Below are 12,692 nucleotides of genomic sequence, written 5' to 3'. Positions count from 1 at the left end.
AGGCCCATATTGCCGGTGGCCGTCTCTCGGTACGCTGCGCCCTCTACATGGCGAGCCTCTCCGCCATCCGCGCCAATCCCCCGATCCGAGACTTCTACCAGCGCCTGCGCGACCAGGGAAAACCCGGCAAGCTCGCCATCGTCGCCGCCATGCGCAAACTCATCACCACAGCCAACGCCGTCATCGCCAACGATGCACCATGGAAGGGCAAAAGCGATTGACATCAAACACGGTTGCTCAGGGGAGGGAGGCGCCAGGTCGGATGTCAGTGTTCATCGCCTCCCTTCCCCTTGTGGGCTTCGAACGTAGCCGAAGGGGCAGATCGCTCCTGTGGAGCGATTTGAGTGAAGAAGGATCAAGGGTGGGGGTGGTTTGGCCCCGATGTAAGGTCGGACGCCCGTGTCTATCGGCTTCCTTCCTTTGGGAAGCACCAAAGGTGCGGTGGCTCCCGCGGCCGTACCTAAACCCCGCCCAGCTTATCGGCTCGCACCACAAATCTGAGCACCATGTCCACTGTCTGGCGGCGGAGGGAGGTTTGGTATTGGGGGCTGCCGACATCTTTGCCGAAGATTTTGGAGAAGGTGGCGCGGTTGGAGACGTTGAAGAAGCACAGGGCGCTGATCTGCCAGTGGATTTCCAGGGGATCGAGATCGGCACGGAACAGGCCTGCGGCGAGCCCCTTGGCGTAGATGGCCTCGATATTGCCGATGGCCGTGACGTTGAGGTCGCGGATGACGTCGGAGCGTTCGAGGAATTCGCCGTGGTGAATATTTTCGATCATCACCATGCGGATGAATTCTTCATGCTGGTGATGGTGGTCGAAGGTGAATTCGACGAGGCGCTTCAGAGCATCGAGCGGTGGCATGCCGGCGATGTCGAGTTTGGCCTCGCCTTCGCGCACCTGGCGGTAAGCATTTTCGAGGGCGCTGACGTAGAGGCCCTCCTTGCTGCCGAAATAGTAGTAGATCATGCGCTTGGACGAGCGTGTCTTGGCCGCAATCTCGTCGATGCGCGCGCCCGATAGCCCGTTGAGCGCAAACTCCTGCGCAGCAACTTCGATGATGTTCTGCCGCGTGCCCTCGGGGTCCTGCGCGCGCGTCGGCGTGGCGCGCGACCTGGATCGGGATGTAGATACCGGATTGCTCATGCGCTGGCAGCCTTCCTCGGCAGCAATTGACTAAACTAACCAGTTCGTACATTTTGCCGCAAATCGCCTTGCAGCATTTATCTGTTGCGGAGCGAGAAAAACAAGGCCGCCGCCGCTATCCGCGGGCAGGGGCAGGCGGGGAGTAGCAGTTTTGCACATCGCAGGCAGGCCAACAGTGCACCCACTGCGCGTTTCGGTTCTGAATAACCAGTTGCCCCATGCCGATTGCATTACAATCGGGCTGGTCGGTCGCGGCATTGCCTCCTCGCTTTCCCCGATCATGCATGAGCAGGAAGGGCGGCGGCAGGGGCTGGATTATCACTATCACCTGATCGACTTCGATCGGCTCGGTCTCGATGACAGCCAGCTTGCCGATGTACTGGCCGAGGCACGCGATCTGGGTTTTGCAGGCCTCAATGTGACCTATCCATTCAAGCAGGCGGTGCTGCCGCTGCTCGATGACCTGGGCCCCGACGCCGCAGCTATTGGCGCCGTCAATACCGTGGTGCTGAGTGGCGCGCAGTTTACCGGTCACAACACGGATTGCTGGGGTTTTGCCGAGAGCTTCCGCCAGGGGCTGCCGGATGTGGCAAGGGCGCGCGTGTTGCAGCTGGGGTCCGGTGGAGCCGGCGCCGCGGTAGCAAGGGCGCTGCTGCAGAGCGGGGTCAAGAAGCTGGACATCTTCGATACGGATCAGGCCAAGAGCGACATGCTGGCGCAGCGGCTGCGGCATCTGCTGGGTGCCGACGTGCGGGCGGTGCAGGACGTTGCAGTGGCAGCGCTGGCCGATGGTATCGTCAATACGACGCCGGTCGGCATGGCCAAGCATCCTGGCTTGCCGCTCGATGCCAGCCTGATCGAGCCGCGGCACTGGATCGCCGACGTGATCTACTTTCCACTCGAAACCGCGTTGCTCGAATTGGCATGCGAACGTGGCTGCCAGGTGCTGCCGGGCGGCGGCATGGCGGTCTACCAGGCTGTTCGAGCCTTCGAGCTGTTCTGCGGCAAAAAGCCGGAAGCCAGCGCCATGGCCGCGACATTCCGGAAAGCCGTGGCAGGCTAGATACGCCCGCTTTGCAGGACGTGGTCGACGCCGCTCTTGATGTGGGCGGTCAGCTTGCTGACGATGCCATCCACATCCCGCCGCATTGCCAGATCGAACAGCGCCTTATGGTCGTCCATTACGGCCGAGCCGCGAAAACTGGCTGCCAGCATGTGATAGCGAATGAAACGGTCGAATACCGACGCATGCAGGTCGAGCAGCGTGCTTGAGCCGCAGGCGGAAATCAGCTCATTGTGGAAGGCAAAGTCATAGCTCACCCATTGGGCGGTGCGCTCGATCTCGCCGCTCACCAGTTTCGCTTCAACGACGGAGAGCTTGTGATGGGCCGAGACAACGCGCCCTTCCCAGTCGAGGTCGCCCGCCGCAAGGGATAGCCGGATGGCGTGGCTTTCAAGCAGCAGGCGCAGATCGGCCACTTCGCGCAGATTATCAGCAGTCGCCGCGGCGACTTCAAAGCCGCGCTGGCCTTCGGCGGTAACCAGATTTTCGCTGGCCAGCCGGCTCAGGATTTCGCGCAGGGTGCTGACACTGGCGCCGTACTGATTTTTCAGGGCATCGAGCTTCAGCTTTTTGCCCGGCAACAGAATGCCGGTCACGATGTCGTCGCGGATGCGACGCAATGCGGTCTCGCCAACGCCCCCGTCGATCTGCTGTTTTTCGTCTCTCACAGTGGCCTCCATAGGCAAGCTTGTAACCAACGAAGCGAGTAACGTCAAAGCGCGGATAAAATATCATATGAATTGTAAAATGGATGACAGAAACTGTAGTGGCAGCTAATTTTCTACGCATCGGGAAACTGGATTGACTTGAACGAACTATTTCGTACATTGTGCGCAAGGACGAAAAAAGGACGGTGTTTGACCGTGTCGTCCGGCGAGGATGCCTGGTTCTCAGGCGACATTTGGGAGGATGATAATGCGTTTTGGTTTCACGCGCCGCGCGGTGCTGCTTGGTAGCCTGATGATGGCTGTTGCCGTGCCGGCCATGGCTCAGGACAAGCCGGTGTTGCGATTTTCGGCGGTATTTTCGGAGCAGGACATTCGCGCCGAGATGATGGGCCTGTTCTCTGGACAGATCGCTGATGATTTCACGCTCGAGCCCTATTACGGCGGCAACCTGTTCAAGCAGGGCACAGAGCTTGTCGCGCTGCAGCGCGGTAACCTTGAAATGGGCAACATCGCCCCGCAGGATATTTCTAACCAGATTCCAGCCTGGTCAGTGCTCACCTCGGCCTACCTGTTCCGCGATGCGGCGCATCTGCGCACGTTCTTCGATAGCGAAGTCGGTGCGGAATTCAAGCAGATGGCCGAAGATCAGCTTGGGGTGCATATCCTCGGGCCAACCTATTTCGGCGCGCGCCAGGTCGGCCTGCGCATCGATAAGGAAATCAAGACTCCGGCGGACATGGCTGGCATCAAGCTGCGCATGCCTGGTGGCGATGCCTGGCAGTTCCTGGGGACCTCGCTTGGTGCCAACCCAACTCCAATGGCTTATGCCGAAGTTTATACCGGCTTGCAGACCGGTGCGATCGACGGCCAGGACAATCCGCTGCCCAACGTCGAGAACATGAAGTTCTACGAAGTGATGAAGCAGATCGTGCTGACCTCGCATCTGGTGGGTTACGACCTGCTGGTGATCTCCAGCGAGAAGTTCAACGCGATGACGCCCGAGCAGCAAGAAAAGCTGCAGGCAGCCGCTACCGTTGCCATTGATTTCAGCCAGCAGGCCCATCTTGATCGCGAAGCTGAGCTGCTGGTCCGGTTTGAATCGGCCGGCCTCAAGGTTTACGAGCCCGATATCGAGGCGTTCCGCACGTATGCCCAGCAGATGTACCTCGACTCCGAACTGGCCAAGGATTGGCCCGAAGGCGTAGTCGACAAGATCAACGCGCTCTAGTCTGTTTTAGACAGGCGGTGGCGCCGCAGCAGTGGCGCCACCGCCGGAACGGTATCTACCTTTTCTGGAGACTTCGGATGAACGCCCGCTTTGCCGGTATCGGCGCGTGGTTGCACGCCCGTGCCGAAAATCTGCTCGCAGCCATGCTTGCCGTGATGTTCACGGTGTTCATCCTGCAGATATTCTTCCGCTACGTCGTCAATTTCCCGGTCGGCTGGACGCATGAGATCAGCGTCATCATGTGGCTGTGGATGGTGCTGTTCGGCACGGCCTTCGTAGTGCGCGACAACGAGGAAATCCGCTTCGATATCCTCTATTCGGCGGTCAGCGACCGCTGGCGGCGCGTGCTGGTCGTGGCCTCGGCGGTAATGCTGATCGTGCTGTTCGGCATCTCGCTGCCGGCGGTGATCGACTACGTGATGTTCATGAAGGTCGAAAAGACCGCCTACCTCAAGATCCGGTTCGACTGGCTCTATTCGATTTACGCCATCTTCGCGGTGGCAACGATCGTTCGGCAGTTCTGGCTCGGCTATCAGGCCATCTGGGGCAAGGGCACTGAAGAATACGATCCGACCAAGGTGAGCTCCGGCGTATGACTCTTTCTCTCGCTTTCACCCTCGCCCTCGGGCTGATCATCGTGCTGTCGGTGTTCGGCCTGCCAATGGGCCTCTCGATGATCTGCGCCTCGGTATTGTATCTGTTGATGCGCGGCCAGGACATGGGCATTGTCGCTGAGCAGTTCCTCAACGGCATGTATTCCAACTACATCATGCTGGCGGTGCCGCTGTTCATTCTCGCCGCCGAAATCATGAATTCAGGCACGCTGTCCGAGCGCCTGTTACGATGGTGCGACGCCGTGGTCGGCCGCTTCCGCGGTGGCCTGGCTCAGGTCAACGTCCTGCAGTCGATCGTCTTTGCCGGAATGAGCGGTTCGGCCGTCGCCGACGCGGCTGGGTCGGGCAAGATGATGCAGCATATGATGACGCAGGACGGCAAATATACGCCGAGCTATGCGGCTGCCCTGACCGCCGTCACCGCCGTGATCGGGCCGATCATTCCGCCGTCGATACCCATGGTGCTGTATGCGCTGATCGCCGATACCTCGATCGGTTATCTGTTCCTTGGCGGCGTCGTTCCCGGCCTGCTGATGGCCGGCGTGATGATGGTGCAGGTGGCTGTGACCGCGCGGGTCAAGAATTTCCCGGTCGAAAAGCCGGTGCCCTTGCGTGAATTGCCGAAGATGACCTGGCACGCGCTGCCGGTGCTCTTCATGCCGGTTGTGCTGATGTATGGCATCTATGGCGGCATCACCACGCCGACCGAGGCCGCCGCCGTGGCTGCGTTTTACGCGCTGATCGTGTCCGTCGTCGTCTACCGCAGCGTGCGCTTTCCAGATCTATACGAGGCGCTGCTGACCAGCGCCAAGACCACCGCCTCGATCGGCATGCTGATCGCCGGCGCCCTGGTGTTCAACTATGTCGTCACGGTTGAGAATATCCCGCATAGCCTGAGCGGCGTGCTGCTGGCCTGGGACCTCAACCCGATCACCTTCCTGATCTGCGTCAACATCCTGCTGCTGGTGCTGGGCTGCGTATTGGAAGGCACGACGATCCTGCTGGTCATCGTGCCGGTGCTGATCCCGACGGCCCAGGCGCTTGGCATCGATCCGGTGCATTTCGGCGTCGTCGTAGTGGTCAACATCATGCTTGGGCTGATCACACCTCCCTACGGGCTGCTGCTGTTCATCATGACGCGGATATCGGGGGCGCCGATGAAGGCCATTGTCGCTGATGTTATGCCGTTCCTGTTCGGGCTGATCCTGGCGCTGATCATCTTCACCTTCGTGCCCGATGTGGTGCTGTGGCTGCCCAAGATGTTCGGCTACGGGACGTCCGCACTATGAAGCCAATCTATGTATTGAACGGACCTAACCTCAATCGGCTGGGCAAGCGTGAACCTGCCATTTATGGCACCACGACGCTGGCGGAGGTGGAGCAAATCTGCCGCGCCGCCAGCGGCCAGCGGCCAGTCGTGTTTCACCAGACCAACAGCGAAGAAAAGCTCATTGATCTCGTGCATGAGGCGATCGACGAGGGGGCAGGGATCGTCATCAATCCCGCCGCCTTCACCTTCACCTCGTTGGCGTTGCTCGATGCTCTCAAGATGTTCGAGGGGCCGGTGATCGAGTTCCACATCTCGAACATTCACAAGCGGGAGCCGATCTATCATCGTTCGTATGTGTCGATGCGGGCCGATGCGGTGATGGCTGGGCTGGGTGCGAAGGGGTATGCGACGGCGATACAGACAATGCTCGGGATGGTTGGGGATCGCTCCTAACCTTCGACACCTACGCAAGCTAGTGTTTGGGCGATATTCGAACAAATAGCGACAGTCGCACAAACGGCATTGCGCGTTAAGTTGCGCAGTGCGTAAGTTCCGACGCGCTGTGTTAGCGCGGGGAGCCTCAGATGGATAAGACCGTCGCCGATCCGGCTAGTGCCGTCGCCGATATTGCCGACGGCATGTCGATCATGATTGGCGGCTTTGGCGGTTCGGGTGCGCCGATCGAGTTGATCCACGCGTTGATCGACCGGTTTCACGCCACCGGCAGTCCTAAGAACCTCACAATCATCAACAACAACGCCGGCAATGGTCGCATCGGTATCGCGGCGATGATCGATGCGGGCATGGTGGCGACGATGGTCTGCTCGTTTCCGCGCTCGGCCGATCCGCGCGCCTTCACCGAGAAATACCTGGCCGGGGAGATTGCGCTGGAGCTGGTGCCGCAGGGCACGCTGGCGGAGCGTATCCGCGCCGGTGGGGCGGGCATTCCTGCATTTTACACGCCGACCAGCTATGGCACCGACCTGGCCAAGGGCAAGCCGACGGCGGAATTCGACGGCCGGATGTATGTGCAGGAGCGCTGGCTCAAGGCCGATGTCGCCATCATCAAGGCTGAACTGGCGGACCGCATGGGTAACCTGACCTATCGCAAGGCCGGCCGGAATTTCTCGCCGCTGATGGCTGCTGCGGCAAACGTTACCATCGTGCAGGCGAGGCAGATCGTCGAGCCGGGCAATATTGACCCAGAGCAGGTGATAACGCCGGGGTTGTACGTTACCCGCGTGGTCGAGGTTGCCGATGCACAGCAGGAAGAGGCGCTGATGCGCGCGGGAGTGGCCTACGCATGATCGAGAAGCTCAGCAACGCCCAGATCGCCTGGCGCGCCGCTCAGGACATCGCCGACGGCGCCTATGTCAACCTGGGCATTGGCTTTCCCGAAATGGTCGCCAAGTTCCAGCCGCCGGGGCGGGAGGCTATTTTCCATACCGAGAACGGCATTCTCAATTTCGGCGAGGCCCCGCCGGAGGGCGAGGAAGACTGGGACCTGATCAATGCCGGCAAGAAAGCCGTGACGCTGAAGCCGGGCGCGTCGTTTTTCCACCATGCCGACAGCTTCGCCATGGTGCGCGGCGGGCATCTCGACGTGGCAATTCTAGGCGCATACGAAGTCGCCGAGACGGGCGACCTGGCCAATTGGAGCACCGGGCCCCAGGGCATTCCGGCGGTCGGTGGTGCAATGGACCTGGTGCATGGCGCCAAACGCGTCGCAGTGATCACCGATCACGTTACGCGGGACGGCAAGCCCAAGCTGGTCAAGGCCTGCTCGCTGCCGCTGACCGGCGTGGCCTGCGTCACCCGCGTCTATACCAGCCTGGCGGTGATCGACATCGAGAACGCCCGCTTCGTGCTGCGCGAAAAACTTGCCTGCATGAGCCTCGACGAGTTGCAGGCGCTGACCGGCGCTGAACTGCTTGTGCAAGGTACCATCGGCGAACTTATCGTACCGGAGCTCTGAGATGGCCGAAGCTTTCATCTGCGCCTATCTGCGTACACCTATCGGCCGCTTTGGCGGTGCGCTGTCCTCGGTGCGGCCCGACGATCTCGGCGCTATCCCGCTCAGGGCGCTGATGGCGGCTCATGCCGGGGTCGATTGGGACGCAGTAGACGACGTCATCTTCGGCAATGCCAATCAGGCCGGCGAGGACAATCGCAATGTGGCGCGGATGAGCCTGCTGCTGGCCGGCCTGCCGGTTTCGGTGACCGGCACCACCATCAATCGCCTCTGCGGTTCGGGCATGGAAGCGGTCATCACCGCCGCCCGCGCCATCAAATCGGGTGAAGCGGACCTCGTCATCGCCGGCGGCGTGGAATCCATGTCGCGCGCGCCTTTTGTCATGCCCAAAGCCGAGACAGCTTTCTCGCGCAATGCCGAGATCTATGACACCACAATTGGCTGGCGCTTCGTCAATCCGCTCATGAAGTCGCTCCACGGCGTTGATTCCATGCCTGAAACTGGTGAGAACGTGGCGCAGGAAGTCGGCGTGTCGCGCGACGCTCAGGACGCCTTTGCGCTTCGCAGCCAGGAAAAGGCTCTGGTAGCGCAGGCCAACGGCCGGCTGGCGCGGGAAATCGTGCCGGTTAGCATCCCCCAGAAGAAGGGCGAAGCGACCGTGGTTGACAAGGACGAGCATCCGCGTGCCGGCTCAAGCATGGAAACGCTGGGCAAGCTGCGGGCGCTGTTTGCCAATGGCACAGTGACGGCGGGCAATGCTTCGGGGGTCAATGATGGTGCCGCGGCGCTGATCATCGCCAGCGAAGCGGCCGCCAAGCGGCACGGATTGACGCCAATTGCCCGTATTCTCGGCGGCGCAACGGCTGGCGTGCCGCCACGTATCATGGGCATGGGGCCGGCGCCGGCGACGCAGAAGCTGTGCGCCCGGCTTGGGCTAGCACCGGCGGATTTTGACATCATCGAACTTAACGAGGCCTTTGCCAGCCAAGGCATTGCCGTGTTGCGCGAACTGGGCATCGCCGAAGACGCACCTCACGTGAACCCCAATGGCGGCGCCATCGCACTTGGGCATCCACTCGGCATGAGCGGCGCGCGCATTGCTGGCACGGCGGCGCTGGAGCTGTCGCTGACCGGCAAGCGGCGCGGCCTTGCCACCATGTGCATCGGTGTCGGGCAGGGCATCGCCATCGGGCTTGAGCGCGTCTAGTGTTGCAGCCATGAGTACAAATCGCACCCTGCTCGACGCCTTAACTGGCGACCTTGAAATCGAAACCCTACTGGACGACGAGGCACAGGTCGCTGCCATGATCCGCGTCGAAATCGCCCTGGCCCAGGCCGAGGCTGACGCAGGCATGATCGGCGTCGCCGCAGCAGCGGCCATCGCCGCTGGCTTAGCCCATTTTGCACCCGATTGGGACGATCTGGCCGTCGGAATGGTGCGGGACGGCGTTGTGATTCCCGCATTGGTTGCTCAGCTGCGATCGCGCATCGCATCGCCTCACGCCGACGCTTTGCACAAAGGCGCCACCAGCCAGGATATCATCGACACGGCACTGATGTTGCAACTGGCCCAGGTCATTGGCCTGTTCTCGTCTCGATTGACCGCGTTGCTCGATGAACTCGACCATCTCGACAGCCGCCACGGCGGGCACGTCATGATGGCTCACACCCGGATGCAGCAGGCACTGCCCTATACATTTGGCGCAAAACTGGCGACCTGGATCGCGCCCCTGCGCCGGCATCTGGCGGCGCTGCAGGCCGCTCGTCGCAGCCTGCTGGTTATTCAATTGGGTGGCCCGATCGGTGACCGCAGCAGCTTTGGCGCGCATGGCGATGCCGTGGCGCGGGGGCTGGCAAAGCAACTCGATCTTGGCCTTGCGGAACCATGGCAGACGGCGCGCGACACGCTGGTCGGCTTTGCCTCTACACTATCCTTGCTGACCGGGACCCTGGGCAAGATGGGAGCGGACGTGGCGCTGCTGGCGCAAAATGAAATTGGCGCAGTGGTGATAACGGGGGGTGGCGGGTCGTCGTCGATGCCGCACAAGTCAAACCCGGTCAACGCCGAAGTGCTGGTTGCCCTGTCCCGATACAATGCTGGGCTGGTTGGTACTTTGCACCAGGCCATGGTGCATGAAAACGAACGCTCCGGTGCAGCCTGGACGCTCGAGTGGCTGACGTTGCCATCCATTCTGGTCACGACCGGCGCAAGCCTGCGTGTCGCGAGTTTGCTGGTTGGTCAGTTGGAGCTACCAACATTGCCGGCATAGCGTGCCGGACGCAGCGGCAAGGCGATGTCGCAGCGCCGCTGCGATTGGTTTGAGGCCCCGCGGTGGCCGGCCCTAGGTTAGCCGTGAGCGCCAAGTTTTAGGCAGGGCTACGCCAAAGCCCTCGAGGCGGGCCCGGGCGGCCTGCACGACGTTGTCCTCAAAACTATCGGCATATTCCAGCACGATATATTCGCCGGTGAACTCGGCCATGCCGGCGCCGATCGCGGCGAGAAATCCTGGCGTGACGTCCTTGGCGGTAGCCCAATCCGCAAGCGCAACGAGTGGTCCCTTGGTCTCAATCTTCTTGCGCACCTTGGTTTCGCGCTGGGCCCGACCAACCTTCATCTTGAGAGTTTCCTCGTAGGCCGTCACGGCCTGCCAGAGGCGTCTCACCAAAGGGTCGGGATGGCCCTCACCACCCAGTTCAAAAATGCGGCGCAGGCACAGCCGGGCGAGACCTTCCTCGTTTCTGGCCAGCGCATTCTGCATAAGCATCCGAATGCGCTTTGGGTCGGTCATCGTCGATGGATCTGCTGCCATGTGTGCCTCGGTTTTTCCTCCCTATAGCACGGCAGCACCGCTAACCGAGCAACCATCAGCCCAGTCCACAAGATCAACAACTGTTCGCGGGTGACATGGCACCGCTGTTCAGCAAGAGACGGGCTGTGGGTTGATTCGCAGGCCGACACTGGCGTCGAACAGATGGTCACGCAGTGATCATTCGAAGGGAACTTCGACCAGTTGCGGCACGATACGCTGGCCGGTCGCCTGTTCGTAGTCGAAGCAATAGCCAAGCAGGGTTGATTCGCTCCACATTGGGCCGACGAAGATCAGGCTGAAGGGGGCGCCGCTGGCATATTGGCCTGCTGGTACGGCGATGCCGGGGAGACCGGCAATGTTGATTTCCGATACCGTGGTTGCCGGATAAAGGTTCTTGCCTGTGACAGGCGGCAGGTCGGCGGCGGTCTGGGGGAAGGTCAGGACATCGAGATTGTGCTTGGCCAGCCCGGCGTTGAAGGTCTTGAGATAGGCCCGTCGGGCGGCGAGAAACTGGCTGAGTTCTGGCGGCTGGGTGGGGTCCTGCAGCGATTTTTGCAGTAGCGGCATGTCGGCAATGATGCCTCCGGGACCATCCTTGGAGAACGGGTCGATCTTGACCTTGGCCTTGAGGCTGGCGACCGAGTTGACGGCTGCGGCATCGCCAAAGCGGCGCAGGAACATGCTCCATGTCATAGGCAACCGATTCCATACCGCGACCGTCGTGACCGCCGCTGTTGTCGGCCAGATCGGCAAAGCCGCTGCCGGCAAAGGGGTCTTCGGCAAGCACCCCCCCGCGTCGCTTGAGCTCTTCGAGGGTGGCGGCGTAGAGGACTTTGGTTTCCTGCAACAGCGCTTCGGTGCGCCAGCCGGCGCCATAGATGCCGACGCAGGCGCCGTTCAGGGCGGTCGCAGATAGCTTGCTGGTGTAGCCGGCTTCAGGGACATTGCCGATGGAGGCGACGGTCTTGCCGTCTTCAACCGAATGGCCGGCGATGAACATGCTTGCGCGGCGGCAGGGCGCCGAGCGAATGCGGCTAATTGGCAGCTGTGATACCCAGCTGCCATCGCTGCCTCGGCCCGAGTCTCGGAATCCAACAGGGTGTGACGGAAAAGCTATTCCGGCCGACATGTTGGCGCTGTATTGGCATGTGCGCTCATTTGTCTTGGGACCACGGCTGAAGTGATCATCTTGGCCAAGCTTGCCACGCGACATTAGCTGAAGAGTATCGTCGCTCCCCGACAGAGTGAACCGCTGGCAACTAAATTATATCGATTTTGGACAGCCACAAACTGCCTGTTGCCGCCCGCCGCGCTTAATGCTAGTTGGCTCCGCAATGCCGGTATAGCTCAGTTGGTAGAGCACCTGATTTGTAATCAGGGGGTCTCGGGTTCGAATCCTGATGCCGGCACCAGAATCTCCAGCACTTGTAAGCTCATTTCCCGTTTGCATTTTAGTGTTGGCGACCTCTCGGTTTACAGTTTTAGCAATGGTTTACAGTTCGTCAGATTTTGAGGCGCATAGCCTCGCGTCCTCCCATTGCGATCCATGGTCGCCCGACTTCGAGCCCTTTGCACCTGCAGGACACGTGATGCCGGCCTGAAGAAAATAACCCTGGGCGATCTGCGTCGAACGCAGTCTCAGCTTCAACGCCTCCGAAATGCACTACGGACAATAAGGTGATCGCAGCGGTCGCCAAACCTTTAGGAGCATAATCAGGCGGCTTCGCGCCCCATGCACGAACCCGCTTCGCGGGAGGGTGCGGGCGGCGGGGTCTCGGTTTCATTATAAGCTATTGATCGAGCGGCAGCTGATCTGACCATGGAGTTCCCTTCAACGAGAGGAACTTGCCATGGCTACTCTATCGACCGAGGCTCCTACCAGGCCGCTTCGCCAGCGGATGCAGCAGGATATGCTGATGC

The 12,692-nt window shown here is 60.9% G+C and carries 14 protein-coding genes, 1 tRNA gene and 1 pseudogene; 12 read left to right on the top strand and 4 right to left on the bottom strand.

Annotation, left to right across the window (positions count from 1 at the left end; genetic code table 11):
* Nucleotides 1-221: pseudogene (locus WH91_RS23200) on the top strand (IS110 family transposase); the annotation flags it as partial.
* A 239-nt stretch (nt 222-460) separates the two neighbouring features.
* Here the strand turns inward: WH91_RS23200 and WH91_RS05380 are convergent.
* Nucleotides 461-1,147, bottom strand: a complete 687-nt coding sequence (locus WH91_RS05380) for a TetR/AcrR family transcriptional regulator (protein ID WP_046169985.1) — start codon at nt 1,145-1,147, stop codon at nt 461-463.
* A gap of 175 nt (nt 1,148-1,322) precedes the next feature.
* On the opposite strand from WH91_RS05380, the gene WH91_RS05375 reads away from it, so the two are divergent.
* Nucleotides 1,323-2,210, top strand: a complete 888-nt coding sequence (locus WH91_RS05375; protein ID WP_342028135.1) for a shikimate dehydrogenase — start codon at nt 1,323-1,325, stop codon at nt 2,208-2,210.
* Here the strand turns inward: WH91_RS05375 and WH91_RS05370 are convergent.
* On the bottom strand, nt 2,207-2,890 hold the full coding sequence (locus tag WH91_RS05370; protein ID WP_082102002.1) for a GntR family transcriptional regulator: 684 nt from the start codon (nt 2,888-2,890) through the stop codon (nt 2,207-2,209). The two genes, WH91_RS05375 and WH91_RS05370, sit on opposite strands and share 4 nt — an antisense overlap.
* 235 nt (nt 2,891-3,125) lie before the next feature.
* Here WH91_RS05370 and dctP point away from each other — a divergent pair, with 235 nt between their 5' ends.
* The 8 genes from dctP (at nt 3,126) to WH91_RS05330 (ending at nt 10,232) form a co-directional block, all read left to right on the top strand.
* On the top strand, nt 3,126-4,106 hold the full coding sequence (gene dctP, locus WH91_RS05365) for a TRAP transporter substrate-binding protein DctP (protein WP_046169983.1): 981 nt from the start codon (nt 3,126-3,128) through the stop codon (nt 4,104-4,106).
* A 77-nt stretch (nt 4,107-4,183) separates the two neighbouring features.
* Nucleotides 4,184-4,702, top strand: a complete 519-nt coding sequence (locus WH91_RS05360) for a TRAP transporter small permease (protein ID WP_046169982.1) — start codon at nt 4,184-4,186, stop codon at nt 4,700-4,702.
* Nucleotides 4,699-6,009 carry a TRAP transporter large permease gene (locus tag WH91_RS05355; protein WP_046169981.1) on the top strand — a complete coding sequence of 437 codons (1,311 nt, stop codon included), beginning with the start codon at nt 4,699-4,701 and terminating at the stop codon, nt 6,007-6,009. Before WH91_RS05360 ends, WH91_RS05355 begins: the two co-directional genes overlap by 4 nt.
* The gene (locus WH91_RS05350) at nt 6,006-6,443 is read left to right on the top strand and encodes a type II 3-dehydroquinate dehydratase (protein ID WP_046169980.1); all 438 of its coding nucleotides are present in this window, start codon (nt 6,006-6,008) and stop codon (nt 6,441-6,443) included. Before WH91_RS05355 ends, WH91_RS05350 begins: the two co-directional genes overlap by 4 nt.
* A 131-nt stretch (nt 6,444-6,574) precedes the next feature.
* On the top strand, nt 6,575-7,297 hold the full coding sequence (locus WH91_RS05345) for a 3-oxoacid CoA-transferase subunit A (protein ID WP_046169979.1): 723 nt from the start codon (nt 6,575-6,577) through the stop codon (nt 7,295-7,297).
* Complete coding sequence (locus WH91_RS05340) at nt 7,294-7,965, top strand: 3-oxoacid CoA-transferase subunit B (protein ID WP_046169978.1); 672 nt, start codon at nt 7,294-7,296, stop codon at nt 7,963-7,965. The genes WH91_RS05345 and WH91_RS05340 overlap by 4 nt, the downstream gene beginning before the upstream one ends.
* A gap of 1 nt (nt 7,966) precedes the next feature.
* Nucleotides 7,967-9,169: a 3-oxoadipyl-CoA thiolase gene (gene pcaF, locus WH91_RS05335; RefSeq protein WP_046169977.1), complete on the top strand. Its 1,203-nt coding sequence runs from the start codon at nt 7,967-7,969 to the stop codon at nt 9,167-9,169.
* Between the two features lie 10 nt (nt 9,170-9,179).
* Nucleotides 9,180-10,232 (top strand): 3-carboxy-cis,cis-muconate cycloisomerase, encoded by a 1,053-nt coding sequence (locus tag WH91_RS05330; RefSeq protein WP_046169976.1) that lies wholly within the window; start codon nt 9,180-9,182, stop codon nt 10,230-10,232.
* Nucleotides 10,233-10,304: 72 nt separating this feature from the next.
* On the opposite strand, the gene WH91_RS05325 is transcribed toward WH91_RS05330, so the two are convergent.
* Nucleotides 10,305-10,772, bottom strand: a complete 468-nt coding sequence (locus WH91_RS05325; RefSeq protein ID WP_046169975.1) for a hypothetical protein — start codon at nt 10,770-10,772, stop codon at nt 10,305-10,307.
* Between the two features lie 177 nt (nt 10,773-10,949).
* A complete protein-coding gene (locus WH91_RS22455; protein WP_052952606.1) occupies nt 10,950-11,453 on the bottom strand; it encodes an amidase family protein in 504 nt (167 codons plus the stop codon).
* Between WH91_RS22455 and WH91_RS24570 the strand changes: the two genes are divergently transcribed.
* Both WH91_RS24570 and WH91_RS05315 read left to right on the top strand, forming a co-directional pair.
* On the top strand, nt 11,452-11,688 hold the full coding sequence (locus tag WH91_RS24570; RefSeq protein ID WP_052952605.1) for a hypothetical protein: 237 nt from the start codon (nt 11,452-11,454) through the stop codon (nt 11,686-11,688). The genes WH91_RS22455 and WH91_RS24570 overlap by 2 nt on opposite strands.
* A 420-nt stretch (nt 11,689-12,108) precedes the next feature.
* A tRNA-Thr gene (locus WH91_RS05315) sits at nt 12,109-12,184 on the top strand.
* The last annotated feature ends 508 nt before the right edge of the window (nt 12,185-12,692 follow it).

Source organism: Devosia psychrophila, assembly GCF_000971275.1.
Lineage (GTDB): Bacteria > Pseudomonadota > Alphaproteobacteria > Rhizobiales > Devosiaceae > Devosia > Devosia psychrophila.
The sequence above is the reverse complement of the archived record's forward strand: the minus strand, read 5'-3'. Positions and strand labels throughout refer to the sequence as shown.

Excerpts from the sequence above, each read along its gene's own strand:
- WH91_RS05380 (WP_046169985.1), bottom strand. The coding sequence starts at position 1,147 with ATGAGCAATCCGGTATCTACATCCCGATCCAGGTCGCGCGCCACGCCG.
- WH91_RS05370 (WP_082102002.1), bottom strand. The coding sequence starts at position 2,890 with ATGGAGGCCACTGTGAGAGACGAAAAACAGCAGATCGACGGGGGCGTT.
- dctP (WP_046169983.1), top strand. The coding sequence starts at position 3,126 with ATGCGTTTTGGTTTCACGCGCCGCGCGGTGCTGCTTGGTAGCCTGATG.
- WH91_RS05360 (WP_046169982.1), top strand. The coding sequence starts at position 4,184 with ATGAACGCCCGCTTTGCCGGTATCGGCGCGTGGTTGCACGCCCGTGCC.
- WH91_RS05355 (WP_046169981.1), top strand. The coding sequence starts at position 4,699 with ATGACTCTTTCTCTCGCTTTCACCCTCGCCCTCGGGCTGATCATCGTG.
- WH91_RS05350 (WP_046169980.1), top strand. The coding sequence starts at position 6,006 with ATGAAGCCAATCTATGTATTGAACGGACCTAACCTCAATCGGCTGGGC.
- WH91_RS05345 (WP_046169979.1), top strand. The coding sequence starts at position 6,575 with ATGGATAAGACCGTCGCCGATCCGGCTAGTGCCGTCGCCGATATTGCC.
- WH91_RS05340 (WP_046169978.1), top strand. The coding sequence starts at position 7,294 with ATGATCGAGAAGCTCAGCAACGCCCAGATCGCCTGGCGCGCCGCTCAG.
- pcaF (WP_046169977.1), top strand. The coding sequence starts at position 7,967 with ATGGCCGAAGCTTTCATCTGCGCCTATCTGCGTACACCTATCGGCCGC.
- WH91_RS05330 (WP_046169976.1), top strand. The coding sequence starts at position 9,180 with ATGAGTACAAATCGCACCCTGCTCGACGCCTTAACTGGCGACCTTGAA.
- WH91_RS05325 (WP_046169975.1), bottom strand. The coding sequence starts at position 10,772 with ATGGCAGCAGATCCATCGACGATGACCGACCCAAAGCGCATTCGGATG.
- WH91_RS24570 (WP_052952605.1), top strand. The coding sequence starts at position 11,452 with ATGCTCCATGTCATAGGCAACCGATTCCATACCGCGACCGTCGTGACC.
- WH91_RS22455 (WP_052952606.1), bottom strand. The coding sequence starts at position 11,453 with ATGTTCCTGCGCCGCTTTGGCGATGCCGCAGCCGTCAACTCGGTCGCC.